Annotated in this window: 20 protein-coding genes; 16 read left to right on the top strand and 4 right to left on the bottom strand. The window is 63.6% G+C overall.

What is annotated here, in order from left to right; all coding sequences use genetic code 11:
* Positions 1 to 169 precede the first annotated feature (169 nt).
* Genes hisB through coaA form a run of 7 tightly spaced genes read left to right on the top strand, consistent with a single transcriptional unit; the run spans position 170 to position 4830 of the window.
* Complete coding sequence (hisB, locus tag ACTJKL_RS16090; RefSeq protein ID WP_440853285.1) at positions 170 to 778, top strand: imidazoleglycerol-phosphate dehydratase HisB; 609 nt, start codon at positions 170 to 172, stop codon at positions 776 to 778.
* A 26-nt stretch (positions 779 to 804) separates the two neighbouring features.
* Positions 805 to 1281, top strand: coding sequence for a DUF2628 domain-containing protein (locus ACTJKL_RS16085; RefSeq protein WP_440853284.1), 477 nt, complete (start codon positions 805 to 807; stop codon positions 1279 to 1281).
* On the top strand, positions 1281 to 1931 hold the full coding sequence (gene hisH, locus ACTJKL_RS16080; RefSeq protein WP_127710548.1) for an imidazole glycerol phosphate synthase subunit HisH: 651 nt from the start codon (positions 1281 to 1283) through the stop codon (positions 1929 to 1931). The genes ACTJKL_RS16085 and hisH overlap by 1 nt, the downstream gene beginning before the upstream one ends.
* 32 nt (positions 1932 to 1963) lie before the next feature.
* Positions 1964 to 2710 (top strand): 1-(5-phosphoribosyl)-5-[(5-phosphoribosylamino)methylideneamino]imidazole-4-carboxamide isomerase, encoded by a 747-nt coding sequence (gene hisA / locus ACTJKL_RS16075; RefSeq protein WP_440853283.1) that lies wholly within the window; start codon positions 1964 to 1966, stop codon positions 2708 to 2710.
* Positions 2707 to 3483, top strand: a complete 777-nt coding sequence (hisF, locus tag ACTJKL_RS16070; protein ID WP_440853282.1) for an imidazole glycerol phosphate synthase subunit HisF — start codon at positions 2707 to 2709, stop codon at positions 3481 to 3483. The genes hisA and hisF overlap by 4 nt, the downstream gene beginning before the upstream one ends.
* Before the next feature lie 31 nt (positions 3484 to 3514).
* On the top strand, positions 3515 to 3838 hold the full coding sequence (locus tag ACTJKL_RS16065) for a phosphoribosyl-ATP diphosphatase (RefSeq protein ID WP_275597077.1): 324 nt from the start codon (positions 3515 to 3517) through the stop codon (positions 3836 to 3838).
* Positions 3835 to 4830, top strand: coding sequence for a type I pantothenate kinase (coaA, locus tag ACTJKL_RS16060; protein WP_018098649.1), 996 nt, complete (start codon positions 3835 to 3837; stop codon positions 4828 to 4830). The genes ACTJKL_RS16065 and coaA overlap by 4 nt, the downstream gene beginning before the upstream one ends.
* A gap of 51 nt (positions 4831 to 4881) precedes the next feature.
* Here the strand turns inward: coaA and ACTJKL_RS16055 are convergent, their stop codons facing one another.
* The 4 genes from ACTJKL_RS16055 to ACTJKL_RS16040 form a co-directional block, all read right to left on the bottom strand.
* Positions 4882 to 5493 (bottom strand): alpha-ketoglutarate-dependent dioxygenase AlkB, encoded by a 612-nt coding sequence (locus ACTJKL_RS16055; protein ID WP_440853281.1) that lies wholly within the window; start codon positions 5491 to 5493, stop codon positions 4882 to 4884.
* A gap of 113 nt (positions 5494 to 5606) precedes the next feature.
* A complete protein-coding gene (lysM, locus tag ACTJKL_RS16050; RefSeq protein ID WP_018098651.1) occupies positions 5607 to 6080 on the bottom strand; it encodes a peptidoglycan-binding protein LysM in 474 nt (157 codons plus the stop codon).
* A gap of 143 nt (positions 6081 to 6223) precedes the next feature.
* The gene (arfB, locus tag ACTJKL_RS16045) at positions 6224 to 6658 is read right to left on the bottom strand and encodes an alternative ribosome rescue aminoacyl-tRNA hydrolase ArfB (RefSeq protein ID WP_100672599.1); all 435 of its coding nucleotides are present in this window, start codon (positions 6656 to 6658) and stop codon (positions 6224 to 6226) included.
* 104 nt (positions 6659 to 6762) lie between these two features.
* Positions 6763 to 8373, bottom strand: a complete 1611-nt coding sequence (locus tag ACTJKL_RS16040) for a phosphoenolpyruvate carboxykinase (RefSeq protein ID WP_275597079.1) — start codon at positions 8371 to 8373, stop codon at positions 6763 to 6765.
* A 341-nt stretch (positions 8374 to 8714) separates the two neighbouring features.
* On the opposite strand from ACTJKL_RS16040, the gene chvI reads away from it, so the two are divergent.
* From chvI to ACTJKL_RS15995, 9 genes are all read left to right on the top strand, one after another.
* On the top strand, positions 8715 to 9437 hold the full coding sequence (gene chvI, locus ACTJKL_RS16035) for a two-component system response regulator ChvI (protein WP_440853280.1): 723 nt from the start codon (positions 8715 to 8717) through the stop codon (positions 9435 to 9437).
* A 223-nt stretch (positions 9438 to 9660) separates the two neighbouring features.
* Positions 9661 to 11394, top strand: a complete 1734-nt coding sequence (gene chvG, locus ACTJKL_RS16030; RefSeq protein WP_440853296.1) for a two-component system sensor histidine kinase ChvG — start codon at positions 9661 to 9663, stop codon at positions 11392 to 11394.
* Positions 11391 to 11849, top strand: a complete 459-nt coding sequence (locus tag ACTJKL_RS16025) for an HPr kinase/phosphorylase (RefSeq protein WP_275597080.1) — start codon at positions 11391 to 11393, stop codon at positions 11847 to 11849. The genes chvG and ACTJKL_RS16025 overlap by 4 nt, the downstream gene beginning before the upstream one ends.
* A gap of 156 nt (positions 11850 to 12005) precedes the next feature.
* The gene (locus ACTJKL_RS16020) at positions 12006 to 12407 is read left to right on the top strand and encodes a PTS sugar transporter subunit IIA (RefSeq protein ID WP_018098657.1); all 402 of its coding nucleotides are present in this window, start codon (positions 12006 to 12008) and stop codon (positions 12405 to 12407) included.
* Positions 12404 to 12697: an HPr family phosphocarrier protein gene (locus tag ACTJKL_RS16015; RefSeq protein ID WP_018098658.1), complete on the top strand. Its 294-nt coding sequence runs from the start codon at positions 12404 to 12406 to the stop codon at positions 12695 to 12697. The genes ACTJKL_RS16020 and ACTJKL_RS16015 overlap by 4 nt, the downstream gene beginning before the upstream one ends.
* Positions 12698 to 12853: 156 nt before the next feature.
* Positions 12854 to 14254, top strand: a complete 1401-nt coding sequence (gene ahcY, locus ACTJKL_RS16010) for an adenosylhomocysteinase (RefSeq protein WP_100672601.1) — start codon at positions 12854 to 12856, stop codon at positions 14252 to 14254.
* A gap of 304 nt (positions 14255 to 14558) precedes the next feature.
* The gene (locus tag ACTJKL_RS16005; protein WP_100672602.1) at positions 14559 to 17039 is read left to right on the top strand and encodes a sensor histidine kinase; all 2481 of its coding nucleotides are present in this window, start codon (positions 14559 to 14561) and stop codon (positions 17037 to 17039) included.
* A gap of 9 nt (positions 17040 to 17048) precedes the next feature.
* Positions 17049 to 18563, top strand: coding sequence for a tRNA (adenosine(37)-N6)-threonylcarbamoyltransferase complex ATPase subunit type 1 TsaE (gene tsaE / locus ACTJKL_RS16000; protein WP_440853279.1), 1515 nt, complete (start codon positions 17049 to 17051; stop codon positions 18561 to 18563).
* A gap of 6 nt (positions 18564 to 18569) precedes the next feature.
* Positions 18570 to 19301, top strand: coding sequence for a nucleotidyltransferase family protein (locus ACTJKL_RS15995; protein WP_440853278.1), 732 nt, complete (start codon positions 18570 to 18572; stop codon positions 19299 to 19301).

Genomic DNA, 19301 nt, shown 5'->3' with positions numbered 1-19301 from the left:
CCGTCGCAGTTCTGGATATTTCATGCCTCCCCTGATAAGGAGCGGCTCTGTGACGGAATGCGAAGATCGAAGGTGGCTTTGTCGCCCCTCTCCGCGACGCCCGAAAACGATGTTGCTCCGATAGGCCGGCTGGCCCAAAGTCATCGGAGAGTGCAGACAGGAGAGCCTGATGGCAGACATGACGCCGAGCCGCACCGGCCAAGTTTCGCGAAAGACGAATGAAACCGCCATATCCGTCTCGGTCAATGTCGACGGAACGGGCGTATCGAAGATCGCGACCGGCGTCGGCTTCTTCGACCATATGCTGGACCAGCTCTCGCGCCATTCGCTGATCGACATGGAGATCAAGGCGGAGGGCGACCTCCATGTCGATGATCACCACACCGTCGAGGACACCGGCATCGCCATCGGACAGGCGCTGGCCAAGGCGCTCGGCGATCGCCGCGGCATCACCCGCTATGCCTCCATAGACCTCGCCATGGACGAGACGATGACGCGCGCCGCCGTCGACGTCTCCGGCCGGCCCTTCCTCGTCTGGAACGTGACCTTCACGTCGCCGAAGATCGGCAGCTTCGACACCGAACTCGTGCGCGAATTCTTCCAGGCGCTCGCCCAGCATGCCGGGATCACGCTGCATGTGCAGAACATCTACGGCGCCAACAACCATCATGTCGCCGAGACCTGCTTCAAGTCCGTCGCCCGCGTGCTCCGCACGGCAACCGAAATCGATCCGCGCCAGGCGGGACGCGTCCCCTCGACCAAAGGGACGCTCGCCTGAGCCGGCCAATATCTGGTTTAAAGACCATGGCCTCCTACCTGATCATGACCCCGCCCGGCGCACCGGCCGACGACGAAAGGGCACGGTTCATCGCCGACGGGTTCTCCTGGACCGCCTTCTTCTTCCCCGGTCCGTGGCTCATCGTCAAACGCGCGTGGCTCATCGGAATCTTCGTTTCCGTTCTGCAGTTCCTGTTGCTTCTTGCGGCATCGGTGCCCGGCGGCTTCAGCGCAGCGCTGCTCGTCCATCTGGCGCTGGGTCTCATCGTGTCGCTCGAAGGCCCGCTTCTCATCGCCCGCAAGCTCTCGGCACGCGACTGGACGTTTCGTTCGGTCGTTCCGGCACGCGATCTCGAGACGGCCGAAGAAATCTATTACTCGAACGCCGAGCCGTCAGCGCCTGCAGGAGATGCAGCTCCCATGCCGTCGGCCGACAGGTCCGCTACGGGACGGCCGGGCGCCGCCGCCGGGCTCGGCTTTTTTGAATCCTATGGAGAGCGCTGATGCGGGTCGCCATCATTGACTACGGATCCGGCAACCTGCGCTCGGCCACCAAGGCCTTCGAGCGCGCCGCCCGCGAGGCCGGCATCGCGGCCGAAATCGATCTCACCGACAGGCCGGAACGGGTGGCCACGGCCGATCGGATCGTGCTGCCGGGCGTCGGCGCCTATGCCGACTGCCGCCGCGGCCTCGCCGCCGTGGAGGGCATGGAGGAAGCGCTGACGGAGGCGGTCGAGAAAGCTGGCCGCCCCTTCTTCGGCATCTGCGTCGGCATGCAGCTCATGTCGTCGCGCGGACTCGAAAAGACGGTGACGAAGGGTTTCGGCTGGATCGCCGGCGATGTCGTCGAGATGACGCCCGAGGACCGCTCGCTCAAGATCCCCCAGATCGGCTGGAACACGCTTGATCTCAAGCGCGCGCACGCCCTTTTTGACGGCATTCCGACCGGCGAGAACGGTCTGCACGCCTATTTCGTCCATTCCTACCACCTCGCGGCGGAGCGTGCCGAAGACGTGGTGGCGGAGGCGGACTATGGCGGCCCGGTGACGGCCTTCGTCGCGCGCGACAACAAGGCGGGCTCGCAGTTCCATCCGGAAAAGAGCCAGGCGCTCGGCCTCGCCCTCATCTCGAATTTCCTGCGCTGGAAGCCCTGAGGCTGCCGCGTCATTTCTGATCGGACGAACAAATGATCCTCTTTCCCGCGATCGACCTCAAGGACGGGCAATGCGTGCGCCTGAAGCTCGGCGACATGGAGCAGGCGACAGTCTATAATCCCGACCCGGCCGCCCAGGCGCGCGCCTTCGAGGAGCAGGGTTTCGAATGGCTGCACGTGGTCGACCTGAACGGCGCCTTTGCCGGGGAGACCGTCAACGGTGCGGCGGTCGACGCCATCCTCAGGGCGACCAAGAACCCGGTGCAGCTCGGCGGCGGCATCCGCACGCTGAAGCATATCGAGAACTGGCTTTCGCGCGGGCTGAAGCGCGTCATCCTCGGTACCGTCGCGGTGCGCGATCCCGCCCTGGTGATCGAAGCCTGCAGCAAGTTCCCGGGACGGGTCGCGGTCGGCATCGATGCGAAGGGCGGCAAGGTCGCCGTCGAGGGATGGGCGGAAGCGTCCGAGCTCGGGGTGATCGAACTTGCCAGGAAGTTCGAGGGCGCGGGCGTCGCGGCGATCATCTATACCGACATCGACCGTGACGGCATCCTGACCGGCATCAACTGGGCCTCGACGCTCGAACTCGCGGACGCGGTTTCAATCCCGGTCATCGCCTCGGGCGGCCTCGCCTCGATGGACGACATCCGCCGCATGACCGAACCGGATGCGCAAAAGCTCGAAGGCGCGATCTCCGGTCGGGCGCTTTATGACGGCCGGATCGATCCGAAGGAAGCTCTGGATCTGATCCGCGAAGCAAGAAAGGGGAAGATGCGATGACCCTTAAAGCCCGTGTAATCCCCTGCCTCGACGTGAAGGATGGCCGCGTCGTCAAGGGCGTGAACTTCGTGGATCTGATCGACGCCGGGGACCCGGTGGAGGCGGCACGCGCCTATGACGCGGCCGGGGCCGACGAGCTCTGCTTCCTCGACATCACCGCCTCTTCCGACAATCGCGAAACGATCTTCGACGTCGTCGCCCGCACCGCGGAGCAATGCTTCATGCCGCTCACCGTCGGCGGCGGCGTGCGCCAGGTGGCGGACATCCGCAAGCTCCTGCTTGCCGGCGCCGACAAGGTGTCGATCAACACGGCGGCGGTGAAGAACCCGGAATTCGTCGCGGAAGCCGCCGACAAATTCGGCGACCAGTGCATCGTCGTCGCCATCGACGCCAAGAAAGTCTCGGCGCAAGGCGAGGCGGACCGCTGGGAGATCTTTACCCATGGCGGGCGGCAAACGACAGGCATCGACGCGATCGAATTTGCGCAAAAGGTCGTCGAACTCGGCGCCGGCGAAATCCTTCTCACCTCCATGGACCGAGACGGTACGAAGAGCGGCTACGACATCAGCCTGACACGGGCGATCGCCGATGCGGTACGCGCTCCCGTCATCGCCTCCGGCGGCGTGGGCACGCTCGACCACATGGTCGAGGGCATCCGCGACGGCCATGCGACTGCCGTGCTCGCCGCCTCGATTTTCCACTTCGGCACCTACAGCGTCGGCGAGGCGAAGCGCCACATGGCCGAGCACGGCATCGCCATGCGGCTTGATTGAGGCGGCGCTGTCAACGAGAAGGGATCCGATAATGACCGACTTCACCCTTTCCGACCTGGAGAAGATCGTGGCGTCCCGCGCCCGGGCGGCGCCGGAGGAGTCCTGGACCGCCAAGCTGGTGGCGGCCGGGCAGACGAAGGCTGCCAAGAAGCTCGGCGAGGAGGCGGTGGAAACGGTCATTGCCGCGGTCGGCGAGGACCGGAAGAATCTGGTCGATGAGAGTGCCGATCTCCTCTATCATCTTATGGTCGTATTGAATATCGCCGCCGTCCCGTTGCAGGATGTGATGAGCGAACTGGCCAGGCGGACGAGCCAATCCGGCCTGCAGGAAAAGGCGAACCGGCAGAATCCATGAGCATCGCCGCGGAAGACATCGAACCGGCCGACATTCCGGGCAATCTCCAGGGGGGCGAATATTCGCCCTATCACGTCTTCTCCGCGGAGGAATGGTCGCGCTTTCGCGCCGACACGCCGCTGACGCTGACGGCCGACGAGGTGCAGCGCCTGCGCTCGCTCAACGATCCGGTCGATCTCGACGAGGTGCGGCGGATCTATCTCTCGCTCTCACGGCTCCTCTCCGCCCATGTGGAAGCGTCGCAGATCCTCTTCCGGCAGCGCACCCGCTTCCTGAGCATGTCGAACGAGACGAAGACGCCCTTCGTCATCGGGGTCGCCGGCTCGGTCGCCGTCGGCAAGTCGACGACGGCACGCATCCTTGCGGAGCTTCTCGCGCGCTGGCCCTCGAGCCCGAAGGTCGACCTCGTCACCACCGACGGCTTCCTTTATCCGAATGCGGTTCTCCAGCGGGAAAACCTGATGGATCGCAAGGGATTTCCCGAGAGCTACGATATCGGCGCGCTGCTCAGATTCCTTTCGGCGATCAAGGCGGGCCGGCCGAACGTCAAGGCTCCTACCTATTCGCACCTGACCTATGACGTGATCCCCGACCAGTTCCAGGTGATCGACCGGCCGGACATCCTCATTTTCGAGGGGATAAACGTGCTGCAGTCGCGCGATCTGCCGGCCGACGGCAAGATCGTGCCGATGGTCTCGGATTTCTTCGACTTTTCGATCTATATCGATGCCGAGGAGAGCCTGATCCACAGCTGGTACGTGAACCGCTTCATGCGACTGCGCGAAACCGCGTTCCAGAACCCGCAATCCTTCTTCCATCGCTATGCGACGATCAGCGAGGATGCGGCGCGCGCGATCGCCGAGGGCCTCTGGCACAATATCAATCTGAAGAACCTGCATCAGAATATTCTGCCGACGCGGCCGCGCGCCGATCTCATCCTGCAGAAGGGCCCCAACCACCTGACGCAGACGGTGGCGCTCAGGAAGCTTTGAGGGGAACCGCACCGCCTGCGGGAAAGGAACCGCTTCGGGCGGGGCGAAGCTTCAAGGATTGACCCGTCGCAGCGTCAGATTGAGCCGGCCGCCGCTCTTCAGGAGCGTCGACGTGTTCGGATAGATGCGGTCGACGCCGTGGAAAGCGAGCCGTCCTTCGCCGCCGAGCACGACGACGTCGCCGCTTTCGAGCCTGAACGACACGGTCTGTCCGCCGCGTGTGCGGCCGCCGACGCGGAAAAGGCAGTCGTCGCCGAGCGAGATCGAAACGACGGCAGTCTCGAGATCGCGCTCGTCCCGGTCCTGGTGGAGCCCCATGCGCGCCTCTGCCGAGTAGAAATTCACCAGGCAGGCCTCGGGGGACTTGTCGCTTCCGGCCACGGCATTCCAGATGTCGTGCAGCATGTGTGGAATCGGCGGCCATGGCTTGCCGGTGACCGGATGCGTCGCCTGGTAGCGGTAGCCGCGCTCGCGGTCGGTGACCCAGCCGAGCGCGCCGCAATTGGTCATGCGCACGGACAAGGGTTTGCCGGTCTTCGGCATCGCGGGCGCGAAGAGCGGAGCCTCCGCGACGACGGCGCGGACGGCCTCGACCAGTTCCTGCTGGCGCGAACGGTCGAGAAAACCGGGAATGTGTCTCACCCCTTTCGGCAGCACAAGCATTGGCGGCATCCTGTCATACGGCATCGATCGAATCCTCCCGTCAGCAGATCCGGCGGGAGATGACAGGTACATAGCGCTCACCGGGGTCGGGATCGACCCGAAACAGCCTTCGTTCAGCCGGCATCCAGATCGGGGATGCGCAGCACCTGGCCCGGATAGATCTTGTCGGGATGGGTGAGCATGGGCTTGTTCGCTTCGAAGATCGCCGTGTGCTTGGCGCCCTTGCCCTTGCCGTAATGGGCCTCGGCGATCTTCCAGAGATTGTCGCCCTTCTTCACGGTGTAGAAGACCGGGGCCTTCGCCTCGGCCGGCGCGGCGGCGCCGTCGGCGACCTTGAGCTCGGATGCCTCGACCTTGGATATGCCGAGCGTATTGCCGACGGCCACGACCGCCTTCTCGAAGGTGGACTGGTCCTTGACGACACCCTTCAGCACGACCTTGTCGTCCACGACGTCGACCTTGACGTCCTTGGTGCCGAGATCATGGGACGCGAGCTCCTTTTCGACGCTTGCCGCATCGGGCGGCGTGTCGTCGCCGCCGATTCCGAGCTTCTTTCCCGCATTCTTGATAAAATCGAACAAACCCATGCTTGTCTCCTCTCTCGCGCGGCTGGAGCCTGCACATGTCGTCTTCCCCACGACCGCCGTACGGCTTGGCGACATGCGTCAGCGGATAAGAGAGTGCGGTTGCGGGCAAAAGACAAGGGCGCGGGCGCAACTTTCGGGCGCGGTCAGTCGCCGCCAGGGCGGCCGCGCAGCTTCTTGATTTCGGAACGGCCGGATTTCTCCTTCAGCCGGCGTTCGATCGATCCGCGCGTCGGCTTCGTCTTCCTGCGCGGCGGGGGCGGCGGTTCCGCCGCCTTCAGGATCAGCTCCTTCAGCCGCTCGCGGGCGTCCTCGCGGTTGCGTTCCTGACTGCGGAAGCGATTGGCTTCGATCATCAGGACGCCCTCCTTCGAGGCGCGCCGTCCGGCGAGCTTCAAGGCGTTGGCCTTGACGCGCTCCGGCAGGGACGGCGAAGCCTGTACGTCGAAGAAGAGCTGGACGGCCGTCGAGACCTTGTTGACGTTCTGTCCGCCCGGGCCGCCGGCCAGCACGAATTGCTCCGTGAGCTCCCATCCGGCGATCACGATGTTTTCGTTGATGTAAAGCGGTTCGCTTGCCATGAATCTTCCTCGGCCGTTTCTATCGCATGCTTGAAAACCGGCCGCAAATGCAAAACCCGGCCGCAGGCAGCCGGGTTTCACGTGAATCATGGCAAGAGACCGGATTATTCGGCGGCCACCCTCGCGCCCGGGGCTGCGTCGCGCACGCTGCCGTCGACGTGGCGCTCGAACTTGGCGAAGTTGGCGATGAACATGTCGACGAGTCGCCGTGCCTGGGCGTCATAAGCCACACCATCCGCCCAGGTCGAGCGCGGGTCGAGAATGCCGGCCTCGACCCCCGGTACCGACACCGGCACCGCGAACCCGAAATTCGCATCCGTGCGGAACGAGGCGCTGTTCAGCGAGCCGTCGAGAGCCGCCGAAAGAAGCGCGCGCGTCACCTTGATCGGCATGCGGCTTCCCGTGCCGAAGGCGCCGCCGGTCCAGCCGGTGTTGACGAGCCAGCAGGTGACGCCGTTCCTGGCGATGAGGTCCTTGAGAAGATTGCCGTATTCGGACGGATGGCGCGGCATGAAGGGAGCGCCGAAGCAGGTCGAGAAAGTCGCCTCCGGCTCCGTCACGCCCTTTTCGGTACCGGCGACCTTGGCGGTGTAGCCGGAGAGGAAGTGATACATGGCCTGTTCCGGCGTCAGTTTGGCGATCGGCGGCAAAACCCCGAAGGCGTCCGCCGTCAGCATGATGATCGTGCGCGGCTGCGGCGCCGTGCCGGTCTTGCTGGCGTTCGGAATGAAGTGCAGCGGATAGGCGCAGCGGGTGTTCTCCGTCAGCGAACCGTCGTCGAAGTCAGGAAGGCGCCGCTCGTCGAGGACGACGTTCTCCATCACCGTACCGAAGCGGCGCGTCGTCGCAAAGATCTCGGGCTCTGCCGCTTCCGACAGGCGGATCGCCTTGGCATAGCAGCCGCCCTCGAAATTGAAGACGCCCTTTTCGCTCCAGCCGTGCTCGTCGTCACCGATCAGAGTGCGGTTCGGATCGGCGGAGAGCGTCGTCTTGCCGGTACCCGAGAGGCCGAAGAAGATCGCCGTGTCACCGGCAGGCCCGACATTGGCCGAGCAGTGCATCGGCATCACCGACTTCTTGGGCAGCAGGTAATTGAGGACGGTGAAAACCGACTTCTTCATCTCGCCCGCATAGGACGTGCCGCCGATCAGCACGAGGCCGTTTGTCAGGTCGCAGGCGATGACCGTCTCGCTGCGGCAGCCGTGGCGTGCGGGATCGGCCTTGAAGCTCGGCAGGTCGATAATCGTCAGCTTCGGCTGAAAAGACGGAAGCGCCTCGCGCTCCGGGCGGATCAGCAGATTGCGGATGAACAGCGAGTGCCAGGCGAACTCGGTGACGACGCGCGTCGGTAGCGCGTTCTCCGGGTCGGCACCGCCGACGAGGTCCTGGACGTAGAGCGACATGCCTTTGGCATGCGCGAGCATGTCCTGACGAAGAAGCTCGAAATGCTCCGGCGAAATCGCGCTGTTGTTGTCCCACCAGATCTGGTCGGCGGTGTTGGCGTCGCGCACGACATACTTGTCCTTGGGCGAGCGGCCCGTGTGTTGGCCGGTGCGGGCGCAAAGGGCTCCATGGACCGTCAGTTCGGCTTCACCGCGGGCCAGGGCTTCTTCGTAAAGCTGCGGCGCCTCGAAGTTGTAGCGGACGACCGAGAGGTCGGAGAATCCGATCGATTCCAGTCCGATAGAGGGATTGCGGCTCCCGAGCTCATCCATGGTCAAGCTTCCTTCGTGGTTGGCCATTGGCGTTGAATTTCGTCGGAACATACCGGCAAGGCCGATCCAAGACAAGATAGTCAATTCTAAAACAATAATGAATTCAGTATATTAATCGATTTAAAGAGAAATATGCATTTTTTAATCGGTTGAATCGCGGCTTCCGGAAACCCAGCTGCGCGGCCGGCTGCAGGGGAACCGGATCAGGTGCTTTTGCACTTCGCCACAATTTGTTCCACCTTTATACTCAATTAACGCGGCCGTGACTCGCGGTTGCCGCGATTCTTGCAACGCATCTCGAAGCGTCTCGGCAACCGGGCCTCGAAACGGAGTAGAATAAGATGCAGACCATCGCGCTTGTCGATGACGACCGCAACATCCTGACGTCCGTGTCCATCGCGCTGGAAGCCGAGGGCTACAAGGTCGAAACCTATACGGACGGCGCATCGGCGCTGGAGGGTCTGCTGGCGCGTCCGCCGCAGCTCGCTATCTTCGACATCAAGATGCCCCGCATGGACGGCATGGAGCTGTTGCGGCGGCTGAGACAGAAGTCCGACCTGCCCGTCATCTTCCTCACGTCGAAAGACGAGGAGATCGACGAGCTCTTCGGTCTGAAGATGGGCGCCGACGACTTCATCACCAAGCCCTTCTCACAGCGCCTCCTGGTGGAGCGCGTCAAGGCGATCCTGCGTCGCGCGGCCAACCGGGAGGCTGCGGCCGGAGGCGCCGGACCGGTGAAGAATGTCGACACGCCTTCCCGTTCGCTCGAACGGGGCCAGCTCGTCATGGATCAGGAGCGGCATACCTGCACCTGGAAGAACGAATCCGTCACGCTGACCGTCACGGAGTTCCTCATCCTGCACGCACTGGCGCAGCGACCCGGCGTGGTGAAGAGCCGCGACGCGCTGATGGATGCCGCCTATGACGAACAGGTCTATGTCGACGACCGCACGATCGACAGCCACATCAAGCGGCTTCGCAAGAAGTTCAAGATGGTCGACAACGACTTCGACATGATCGAGACGCTCTACGGCGTCGGCTATCGTTTCCGCGAAACGGCCTGAGGGAGCGAGCCGGCGGATTGCGGATCACTCGTGGCCGGAGCGTTGCCGCCCGTACCTCCCTTGCTAGCGCTTGCGCAGCAGCGCCGGCTGGCGTAGGGCATCGCGGGAACGGGCGAATGCGACAGGCGACGCGGGCAGAAGCGAAGGTCGCGGCGCGGGAGCGGGAGACTTGGTAGAAGTCTTGCAGGGCGATATCGAAGAAGCGGAAGGACGGGCATCGACGCTGCGCGGGCAGCGGCGATGGGCGCATCCCTTTACGCTGATCCGGCGCCTGTTCGGCAATGCGGTCTTCTCGAGCCTCACGCGGCGCATCGTCTTCTTCAACCTGGTCGCGCTCGTGGTCCTCGTGGGCGGGATCATGTATCTCAACCAGTTCCGGGAAGGTCTGATCGACGCCCGGGTGGAGAGCCTTCTGACGCAGGGCGAGATCATCGCCGGCGCCATCTCGGCCTCCGCCTCGGTGGACACCAATTCGATCACCATCGATCCGGAAAAGCTGCTCGAATTGCAGGCCGGCGAAAGCATCACGCCGCTGCCGAGCGACGAAGACCTCGAATTCCCGATCATTCAGGAACGCGTGGCGCCGGTCTTGAGAAGACTGATCTCGCCGACGCGCACGCGCGCTCGCCTCTTCGATGCCGATGCCGACCTGCTGCTCGATTCGCGCCACCTCTATAGCGGCGGACAGGTGCTTCGTTTCGACCTGCCGCCGGTCGATCCGGAAAGTCCGAGCCTCGCCGACGAGTTCGGCACCTGGTTCAACCGGCTGCTGCAGCCGGGCGACCTGCCGCTCTACAAGGAGCCGCCCGGCGGAAACGGCTCGATCTATCCGGAGGTGATGAACGCCCTGACCGGCGTGCGCGGCGCCGTGGTGCGCGTGACCGAGAAGGGCGAGCTGATCGTTTCGGTTGCCGTTCCGGTACAGCGCTTCCGCGCGGTCCTCGGCGTGCTCCTCCTCTCCACCCAGGCCGGCGACATCGACAAGATCGTCCATGCAGAACGGCTGGCGATCATCCGCGTTTTCGGCGTGGCGGCGCTGGTCAACGTCATCCTCTCGCTGCTTCTCTCGTCGACGATCGCCAACCCGCTGCGGCGGCTTTCGGCCGCGGCCATCCGCGTGCGCCGCGGCGGCGCCAAGGAACGGGAGGAGATCCCCGACTTCTCATCCCGCCAGGACGAGATCGGCAATCTTTCCGTGGCGCTCCGGGAAATGACGACGGCGCTCTACGACCGCATCGCGGCGATCGAGAACTTCGCCGCCGATGTGAGCCATGAACTCAAGAATCCGCTGACGTCGCTCCGCAGCGCGGTCGAAACCTTGCCGCTCGCGCGCAACGAGGAATCGAAGAAGCGGCTGATGGACGTCATCCAGCACGACGTGCGACGGCTCGACCGGCTGATCAGCGATATCTCCGACGCCTCGCGCCTGGATGCGGAGCTTGCACGCGCCGACGCGAAGAAGGTCGACCTCGAAAAGCTGCTCGGCGACCTCGTCGAAATTTCACGCCAGATCCGGGGCAGCAAGAAACCGGTGCTGCTCGACTTCGTCGTCGACCGTAAGGACAACCCGCGCGCAAGCTTCATCGTCAGCGGCTACGAACTGCGCATCGGTCAGATCATCACGAACCTGATCGAAAACGCCCGCTCCTTCGTCTCCGAGCAGAACGGCCGCATCGTCGTCCGGCTGACCCGGTCGCGATCGCGCTGCATCGTCTATGTCGAAGACAACGGCCCGGGCATCCAGGCGGAGGACATCGACCGTATCTTCGAGCGCTTCTACACCGACCGGCCGGAGGGCGAGGACTTCGGCCAGAACTCGGGGCTCGGCCTTTCGATTTCGCGCCAGATCGCCGAGGCGCATGGCGGAACGCTCAGAGCCGAGAACATCACCGGCAAGGACGGCCACATCGGCGGCGCCCGCTTCGTTCTCTCGCTGCTCGCCGAGCCGCACCCGTGAATGCGCCCTTCATCAATGTCCACGGAACCGCGATCGTTCTCGGCACGACCGGGCTGCTGATCACAGGGCCGTCCGGCTCGGGCAAGTCGGCGCTCGCGCTTTCCTGCCTCTCGCAAGTGAGACGCCGGGGCCGCTTCGCCGCGCTCGTCGCGGACGACCGCGTGGATCTGACGCTCGAGAACGGGCGCATCGTCGCGCGCTGCCCTGCCGCCATTCGCGGGCTCCTCGAAATCCGCGGATCCGGAATTGCGGAAGTCGGTACCGTCTCCGCCTGTGTTCTCGATTGGGCGATCACGCCGGTCAGGGCACCCTTCGAGCCGCGTCTGCCGCCGGAGGAGGAGGAGCTGCAGCTCGGGATCGGGCGAAATCTGCTGCTGTTGCGCCTCCCGGTCGAGGGGCCGCTGTCACCGCTCGACACGCTCGCCGCCCTTCTGCCCGAAAATGTAGGACTTTAGCCTTATCGGAAGGCAGTGCGGCTGCTTTTTCGGCATTTTTGGCTTGCACTTCGCCTTTTCCTTGCCAAGATGGCGCCCCCAACAGGTGGACGAAATTGCTGCATTGCGATATCTGGCCATCAACGAGTTGCATATGCAGTTGGAGCAAAGATACCCATGATCGGACTTGTGCTTGTCACTCATGGCAAGCTGGCGGATGAGTTTCGGCATGCTTTGGAGCATGTCGTCGGTCCGCAAAAAGCTATCGAGACCGTCTGCATAGGCCCCGAGGACGACATGGATCAGCGGCGTCAGGATATCCTCGACGCCGTCGAGAAGGCCAATCAAGGCGACGGCGTCATCATCCTGACGGATATGTTCGGCGGCACCCCTTCGAATCTCGCCATTTCGGTGATGCGCGGCGGCAGCGTCGAGGTCATCGCCGGCGTCAACCTGCCGATGCTGATCAAGCTCGCAGGCGTGCGCGGCGAAAGCGACATGGACAAGGCGTTGGTGGAAGCCTCCGAGGCGGGGCGCAAATACATCAACGTCGCCAGTCGGGTTCTGAGTGGAAAATGATGGATCACCGCCCCGACACGGCTCTGACGCGCGAACTGCTCATCGTCAACAAACGCGGCCTGCATGCGCGTGCCTCCGCGAAATTCGTGCAGACCGTCGAGACCTTCGACGCGGAGATCACCGTCTCCAAGGACGGCATGACCGTCGGCGGGACCTCGATCATGGGGCTGATGATGCTGGCGGCCAGCACCGGCTGCTCGGTCTTCGTCACCGCCAGCGGCGCTCAGGCCGAAGAAGCGCTCAACGCGCTGGATACGCTGGTTCGCGACAAGTTCGGCGAAGAGATGTAACCGATATAAACATATAAAGACCTCTTTATATGTCGGTTGCCCTCCACGGGGTTTCCTGATAGACCGAAGGCACGCTGCCCGCGATCGCGGGAGGCACTGTCATGCCGCCAAACGGCCATGTGGCCGCGCGGCCCTAGGATCAGCCTGGAGAACTTCATGAGCGCAACTCAGGACTATATCGTCGCCGACATCGGGCTTGCCGATTTCGGCCGCAAGGAAATCGCCATCGCCGAAACGGAAATGCCGGGCCTGATGGCCTGCCGCGAGGAGTTCGGCGCATCGAAGCCGCTGAAGGGCGCCCGCATCACCGGCTCGCTCCACATGACCATCCAGACCGCCGTGCTGATCGAGACGCTGGTTGCGCTCGGTGCCGAAGTGCGCTGGGCCTCGTGCAACATCTTCTCGACCCAGGACCACGCTGCCGCCGCCATCGCTGCGAGCGGCGTACCCGTCTTCGCCGTCAAGGGCGAGACGCTGGAGGAATACTGGACCTACACCGACAAGATCTTCCAATGGGCCGACGGCGGCGTCTCAAACATGATTCTCGACGACGGCGGCGACGCGACCATGTACATCCTGCTCGGCGCCCGCGCCGAGGCCGGCGAGAACATTCTGACGAATCCGGGCTCCGAAGAAGAAGAGATCCTTTTCGCGCAGATCAAGAAGCGCCTCGCCGCGACACCGGGCTGGTTCACCAAGCAGCGTGACGCGATCAAGGGCGTGACGGAAGAAACGACCACGGGCGTCAACCGCCTGTACCAGCTCCAGGCCAAGGGCCTGCTGCCCTTCCCGGCGATCAACGTCAACGACAGCGTCACGAAGTCGAAGTTCGACAACAAGTACGGTTGCAAGGAATCGCTCGTCGACGGCATCCGCCGCGGCACCGACGTGATGATGGCCGGCAAGGTCGCGGTGGTCTGCGGCTACGGCGACGTCGGCAAGGGCTCGGCGGCTTCGCTCAGCGGCGCCGGCGCACGCGTCAAGGTCACGGAAGTCGACCCGATCTGCGCCCTCCAGGCGGCCATGGACGGCTTTGAAGTCGTCCAACTCGAAGACGTCGTATCGTCCGCCGACATCTTCATCACCACCACCGGCAACAAGGACGTCATCCGCATCGAGCACATGCGCGCGATGAAGGACATGGCGATCGTCGGCAATATCGGCCATTTCGACAACGAGATTCAGGTCTCGGCGCTTCGGAACCTGAAGTGGACGAACGTCAAGCCGCAGGTCGATCTGATCGAGTTCCCGAAGGGCAACCGCATCATCCTGCTTTCGGAAGGCCGCCTGCTCAATCTCGGCAACGCCACCGGACATCCGTCCTTCGTCATGTCGGCATCCTTCTCCAACCAGGTTCTGGCGCAGATCGAGCTCTTCACCAAGGGCGATCAGTACAAGAACGAGGTCTACGTGCTGCCGAAGCAGCTCGACGAGAAGGTGGCGCGCCTGCATCTCACCAAGCTCGGCGCCAAGCTGACCGAGCTCTCGGAGGAACAGGCCTCCTATATCGGCGTCAAGCAGCAGGGTCCGTTCAAGGCCGAACACTACCGGTACTGATCCTTACCCGAGCAATCCACAACATCTTGTGGCCGCGATCTTGACAAGAGATCGCGGCCGCTTTTTTGGGGCTCGCACTTTCAGCCGAATCGTCAAAGAAGTATGTTTAGCTTATCGATTCGTTATGCCGGTCTGGATTTTTCGGGCCGGCGGCGCGGTCGAAATGGGATGTCTTGTCGGACAGGCGGCAAACAGACGGAGACAGACCGGAGATGCAATCGGAACTGACAGGAGCCTTTGAACGGGCTCCGGCGCGCGGGGGCGCAAGGTCGCCGGCACTTTCCGGACGAACGGGGACGGCGCCGTGAAAACACATGAATCCATGTCTTCTGCAGGACGGCAGGGGGCGCCGAGACTGCTCAAGCGGCTCCTTGCGGGAACGGTATTGCTTGCGGCAAGCGATGCCGCAGCTCAGGCCACCGATCCCGGCAGAAGCATATTCGGCACGACGGAGGTGGTGACCTTCTCCGTTTTGATCGGCGTCATTTCCGCCGCCATGATTTCGGCGATCTGGCTCATCCGCCAGCGCGGCAATATTGAGGCCGAGAACCGCGAGCTTCGTTCCAATCTATCCGACGCGAACCAGCGCATTTCCCGCTTCCAGGCTCTCATTGCGGACAAGAACCGGCGCATCGTGATCTGGGACGGGCTCGCGGAGCGCCCGGAATTCCTCGGTCAGCTTCCGGTCGAAACCGGCGCGCCGCAGGACGACCGGGACTTTCTCGCCTTCGGCCGCTGGATCAAGCCGCAATCGGCAGGTCTGCTCGAAAAGGCGATCGAATCCTTGCGTGCCCAGGCGCAGAGCTTCGATCTCGTGCTCGAAACCCAGCGTAACGAGGTCCTCGAGGCGCAGGGCCGCGTATCCGGCGGGCGGGCCTTCGTGCGCTTCATCGCGCTCAACAATCTCAGGGCCGAACTCGCCGAGTTGAAGCTCGAACGCGACCAGCTGCATGCTTCGCTTTCGACGTTGCGGACGCTGCTCGACGCCGTCGATCTTCCCGCGTGGCAGCGCGCAGGAGACGGCAGGCTCGAATGGGTCAATGCGGCCTATGCCAATGCGGTCGAAACCCAGAGCGCGAGCACGGCCGTCGCCGAAGAGCGCGAGCTGCTTGCGACCACGGCGCGCGAGCGGATCCGGGCGGTCTCGACGCTCCAGACGCCGTTCCGCGACAAGGTTTCGACAGTGGTCAGGGGCAACCGGACGTTTTTCGACGTCGTGGACGCCCGCACGCCTGCCGGCTCTGCCGGAATCGCGATCGACGTTTCCGGCATCGAAGCGGTGCGCGAGGAGCTGGCGCGGACGCTCAAGAGCCATGCCGAGACGCTCGAACACCTGGCGACGCCGGTGGCGATCTTCGACGGCAATCAGCGGCTGCAGTTCTACAATCAGGCTTTCCAGCGGCTTTGGGATCTCGACATGGGATTCCTCGAGCGCAAGCCCGACAACGGCGAGGTGCTCGATCGGCTGCGTGCCGGCGGCAAGCTGCCGGAGCAGCTCAACTGGAAGCAATGGAAGACGAGTGCGCTTTCCGTCTATCAGGCGATCGATACGCAGTCCGATCTCTGGCACCTGCCGAACGGCCAGACGCTTCGCGTTTTCGCCACCGCGCGGCCGCAGGGCGGCGCCACCTGGGTGTTCGAGAACCTGACCGAAAGGGTCGATCTGGAAACGCGCTACAACACGCTGGTCCAGGTCCAGGGCGAAACGATCGATCATCTCGCCGAAGGCGTCGCCGTTTTCGGACCCGACGGCCGCATCCGGCTTTCGAATCCGGCCTTCCGGGCGATCTGGGGCATCAATGAGACCGAGGCGCAGCCGGGCACCCATATCCGCGCGATCGAGCAGGCTTGTCTCGCCTCCTACGACCAGCCGGACGGCTGGAAGCGCTTCGCCCATATCATCACAAGCTTCGACGACGAGCGGCCGTCGAGCCGCGGCATTCTGGAGCTGCGCACCGGCCTCATCCTCGACTACGCGGTCATTCCGCTGCCCAACGCCCAGACGATGCTGACCTTCGTCAACATCACCGACAGCGTCCGCGTCGAGCGCGCGCTCACCGAAAAGAACGAAGCGCTGCGCAAGGCGGATGCGCTGAAGAACGATTTCGTGCACCACGTCTCCTACGAGCTGCGCTCGCCGCTGACGAACATCATCGGTTTTGCCGACCTTCTCAAAACGCCGGTGTTCGGCGAACTCAACGATCGCCAGGCCGAATATGTCGACCACATTGCCACCTCCTCGTCGCTGCTTCTGACGATCGTCAACGACATCCTCGATCTTGCGACCGTCGATGCCGGCATCGTCGAGCTCGAACTCGCGGAAGTGAATCTCATCGATCTGATCGACGACGTGACGCAGCAGATGGGCGACCGGCTGATCGAGAGCGGCGTGTCGCTTCGAACCGAAGCGCCCGACAATCTCGGCCGCATTACCGCGGACCAGCAACGGCTGAAGCAGATCTTCATAAAGCTTCTCACCAATGCGGCGAATTTCGCCCCGGACGGAAGTACGATCGAGCTCAAATGCTGGCGCGAGGGGAGCGACTTTGCCTTCTCAGTCACCGACACGGGGCCAGGGATCCCGCAGGACGTTCTCAACACCGTGTTCAACCGCTTCGAAAGCTATGGCCAGCGCGGCGGCGCGGGCCTGGGCCTGTCCATCGTGGAGAGCTTCGTCAGTCTTCACCACGGCAATGTTTCGATCCGCAGCAAGGAGGGCGAAGGCACGGCAGTAACTTGCCGCATTCCCTCCGCCGAAGCGCCGAAGGTCATCGCGGCGGAATAGATGAACTAAATGAAATCTCTCGAACGTCTGCTGAAGGACGAGGCCGCCACCATCGAATTCGGCGAAGATCTCGCATTGGCGCTGAAGGGCGGCGAATGCGTCGCTCTCTCGGGCGACCTCGGCGCGGGAAAATCGACCCTGGCAAGGGCCTTCATCCGGGCCATGGCCGACGACGAGACGCTCGAGGTACCCAGTCCCACCTTCACCCTGGTTCAAAGCTACGACCTCAGGATCCCGGTCGCTCATTTCGATCTCTACCGGCTCGCGGACGCATCCGAGCTTGACGAGCTCGGTTTCGACGAGGCGCTCGCCCACGGCATCTGTCTCGTGGAATGGCCGGAGAAGGCCGAGGAGGCGCTTCCGGCCGGCCGAATCACCCTGACCTTCTCGCATGAAGACGAGGGCCGGCGCATTCACCTGACGGCTCCGGACACGGCCTTCGAACGGATCAACCGCTCGCTTGCCATTCGCAAGTTCCTGCTCGATGCAGCCTATCCTGGCGCCCGTCGGCGCCACCTGAGCGGCGACGCTTCGATCCGGGCCTATGAACGCATCGACACCGGGGATGGTGCGCCGGCGAAGATCCTGATGGATGCGCCGCGACACAAGCCGGGACCTATCCTCGAGGACGGCAAGTACTACCAGCAGCTCGCCCATATCGCCGAGGACGTCGTCCCCTTCGTCGCGATCTCGCAACTCCTCCGCAAACGCGGTTTCGCGGCACCGGCGATTTACGCGCGCGACCTCGACCAGGGTCTGCTTCTCATCGAAAACCTTGGATCCGAAGGCATACTCGACGCCGATGGCCGCCCCGTGGCGGAGCGCTACATCGAAGGCGCACGCCTTCTGGCCCGGCTGCATGCTCAGCCCGCGGAGCGCGACATCGCAGTGGCTGGAAGGGTCGTTCACCACATCCCCGCTTTCGACCGGACGGCGATCAAGATCGAAACCAGTCTGCTCGTCGACTGGTATCTCCCGTGGAAACGGGGGCGGCCTGCCTCGGACGATGAGCGGCGGGAATACTTCGCCGTATGGGACGGACTGATCGGCGTTCTCGATTCCGCGGAGAAGAACCTTCTACTGCGCGATTTCCACTCGCCCAACATTCTCTGGCGTCAGGACCGCACCGGATTCGACCGAATCGGCATCATCGACTTCCAGGACGCGATGATCGGGCCGACGGCCTATGACGTGGCCTCGCTGGTGCAGGATGCGCGAGTGACGATCGAACCCGATCTCGCCCAGCGGATGATGACTGCCTACATCTCCGAGCGCCGTGGTCTGGGTCCCTTCGACGAGGCCGCCTTCCGGCGCGACTGGCATCTGATGGCCGCTCAGCGCAACTGCAAGCTCGCCGGAATTTGGGTGCGGCTCAAGGAGCGCGACGGCAAACCCGGCTACATGAAGCACATGCCGCGCACCTTCGCCTATCTCGAGCATGCGCTCTCCCATCAGGTGCTGACACCCTTGCGCGAATGGTGCATTAAGGCTGGAATCCTCGCTCCCGAATCAGCGAACCGTTAGGACACGATGCCCATCACCAATGCCATGGTGCTTGCGGCCGGACTGGGCACCCGCCTGCGGCCGGTCACCGACACGCTGCCGAAGCCGCTTGTCAGAATAGCCGGCAAGCCGATGATCGACTATGTGCTGGATCTGCTCGCCGCCGCGGGCGTGACCAGGGCCGTTGTGAACGTCCATCATTTCGCCGGCCAGATGGAGGAGCACCTCGGCCGGCGAGAGGCGCCGCATATCCTGATTTCGGACGAGCGGGATGCGCTGATGAATTCCGGCGGCGGGCTGGCGAAGGGCCTGAAACTGCTCGATGGCGGGCCGGTGCTCGTCATGAATGCCGACCTTTTCTGGATCGGCGAGAAGCCGCGGCAACCGTGCAACCTGAAAAAGCTTGCCGGGTTCTTCGATCCGGAGCGCATGGACATGGCGCTGCTCTGCGTGCGTCTCGAGAACACGACCGGGCACAACGGCAAACGCGATTTCTCGCTATCGGAAGACGGCCGGCTCACGCGCTATCAAGAAGGCATGGCGAATCCCGTCGTCTATGCCGGCGCGATCGCCATGGACGCAGCGCTGCTTGCAGACGCGCCGGACGAGGCGTTCAACCTCAACATCTATTTCGACCGGGCGATCGCCAGGGGACGCCTTTTCGGTCTGATGCTCGAAGGGCACTGGATTACCGTCGGCTCGCCGGAAGCCATAGCGGAGGCCGAGGCTGCGATCCGCCGCTTCCGGCCGGAGGGATGA

Origin of the sequence: Sinorhizobium sp. 22678, assembly GCF_052044265.1 — a bacterium.
GTDB lineage: Bacteria > Pseudomonadota > Alphaproteobacteria > Rhizobiales > Rhizobiaceae > Sinorhizobium > Sinorhizobium meliloti_A.
This window is presented reverse-complemented; position numbering and strand designations above follow the sequence as displayed.

Coding starts and splice junctions, on each gene's coding strand:
- hisB (WP_440853285.1), top strand. CDS start 170: ATGGCAGACATGACGCCGAGCCGCACCGGCCAAGTTTCGCGAAAGACG.
- ACTJKL_RS16085 (WP_440853284.1), top strand. CDS start 805: ATGGCCTCCTACCTGATCATGACCCCGCCCGGCGCACCGGCCGACGAC.
- hisH (WP_127710548.1), top strand. CDS start 1,281: ATGCGGGTCGCCATCATTGACTACGGATCCGGCAACCTGCGCTCGGCC.
- hisA (WP_440853283.1), top strand. CDS start 1,964: ATGATCCTCTTTCCCGCGATCGACCTCAAGGACGGGCAATGCGTGCGC.
- hisF (WP_440853282.1), top strand. CDS start 2,707: ATGACCCTTAAAGCCCGTGTAATCCCCTGCCTCGACGTGAAGGATGGC.
- ACTJKL_RS16065 (WP_275597077.1), top strand. CDS start 3,515: ATGACCGACTTCACCCTTTCCGACCTGGAGAAGATCGTGGCGTCCCGC.
- coaA (WP_018098649.1), top strand. CDS start 3,835: ATGAGCATCGCCGCGGAAGACATCGAACCGGCCGACATTCCGGGCAAT.
- ACTJKL_RS16055 (WP_440853281.1), bottom strand. CDS start 5,493: ATGCTTGTGCTGCCGAAAGGGGTGAGACACATTCCCGGTTTTCTCGAC.
- lysM (WP_018098651.1), bottom strand. CDS start 6,080: ATGGGTTTGTTCGATTTTATCAAGAATGCGGGAAAGAAGCTCGGAATC.
- arfB (WP_100672599.1), bottom strand. CDS start 6,658: ATGGCAAGCGAACCGCTTTACATCAACGAAAACATCGTGATCGCCGGA.
- ACTJKL_RS16040 (WP_275597079.1), bottom strand. CDS start 8,373: ATGGATGAGCTCGGGAGCCGCAATCCCTCTATCGGACTGGAATCGATC.
- chvI (WP_440853280.1), top strand. CDS start 8,715: ATGCAGACCATCGCGCTTGTCGATGACGACCGCAACATCCTGACGTCC.
- ACTJKL_RS16020 (WP_018098657.1), top strand. CDS start 12,006: ATGATCGGACTTGTGCTTGTCACTCATGGCAAGCTGGCGGATGAGTTT.
- ACTJKL_RS16015 (WP_018098658.1), top strand. CDS start 12,404: ATGATGGATCACCGCCCCGACACGGCTCTGACGCGCGAACTGCTCATC.
- ahcY (WP_100672601.1), top strand. CDS start 12,854: ATGAGCGCAACTCAGGACTATATCGTCGCCGACATCGGGCTTGCCGAT.
- tsaE (WP_440853279.1), top strand. CDS start 17,049: ATGAAATCTCTCGAACGTCTGCTGAAGGACGAGGCCGCCACCATCGAA.
- ACTJKL_RS15995 (WP_440853278.1), top strand. CDS start 18,570: ATGCCCATCACCAATGCCATGGTGCTTGCGGCCGGACTGGGCACCCGC.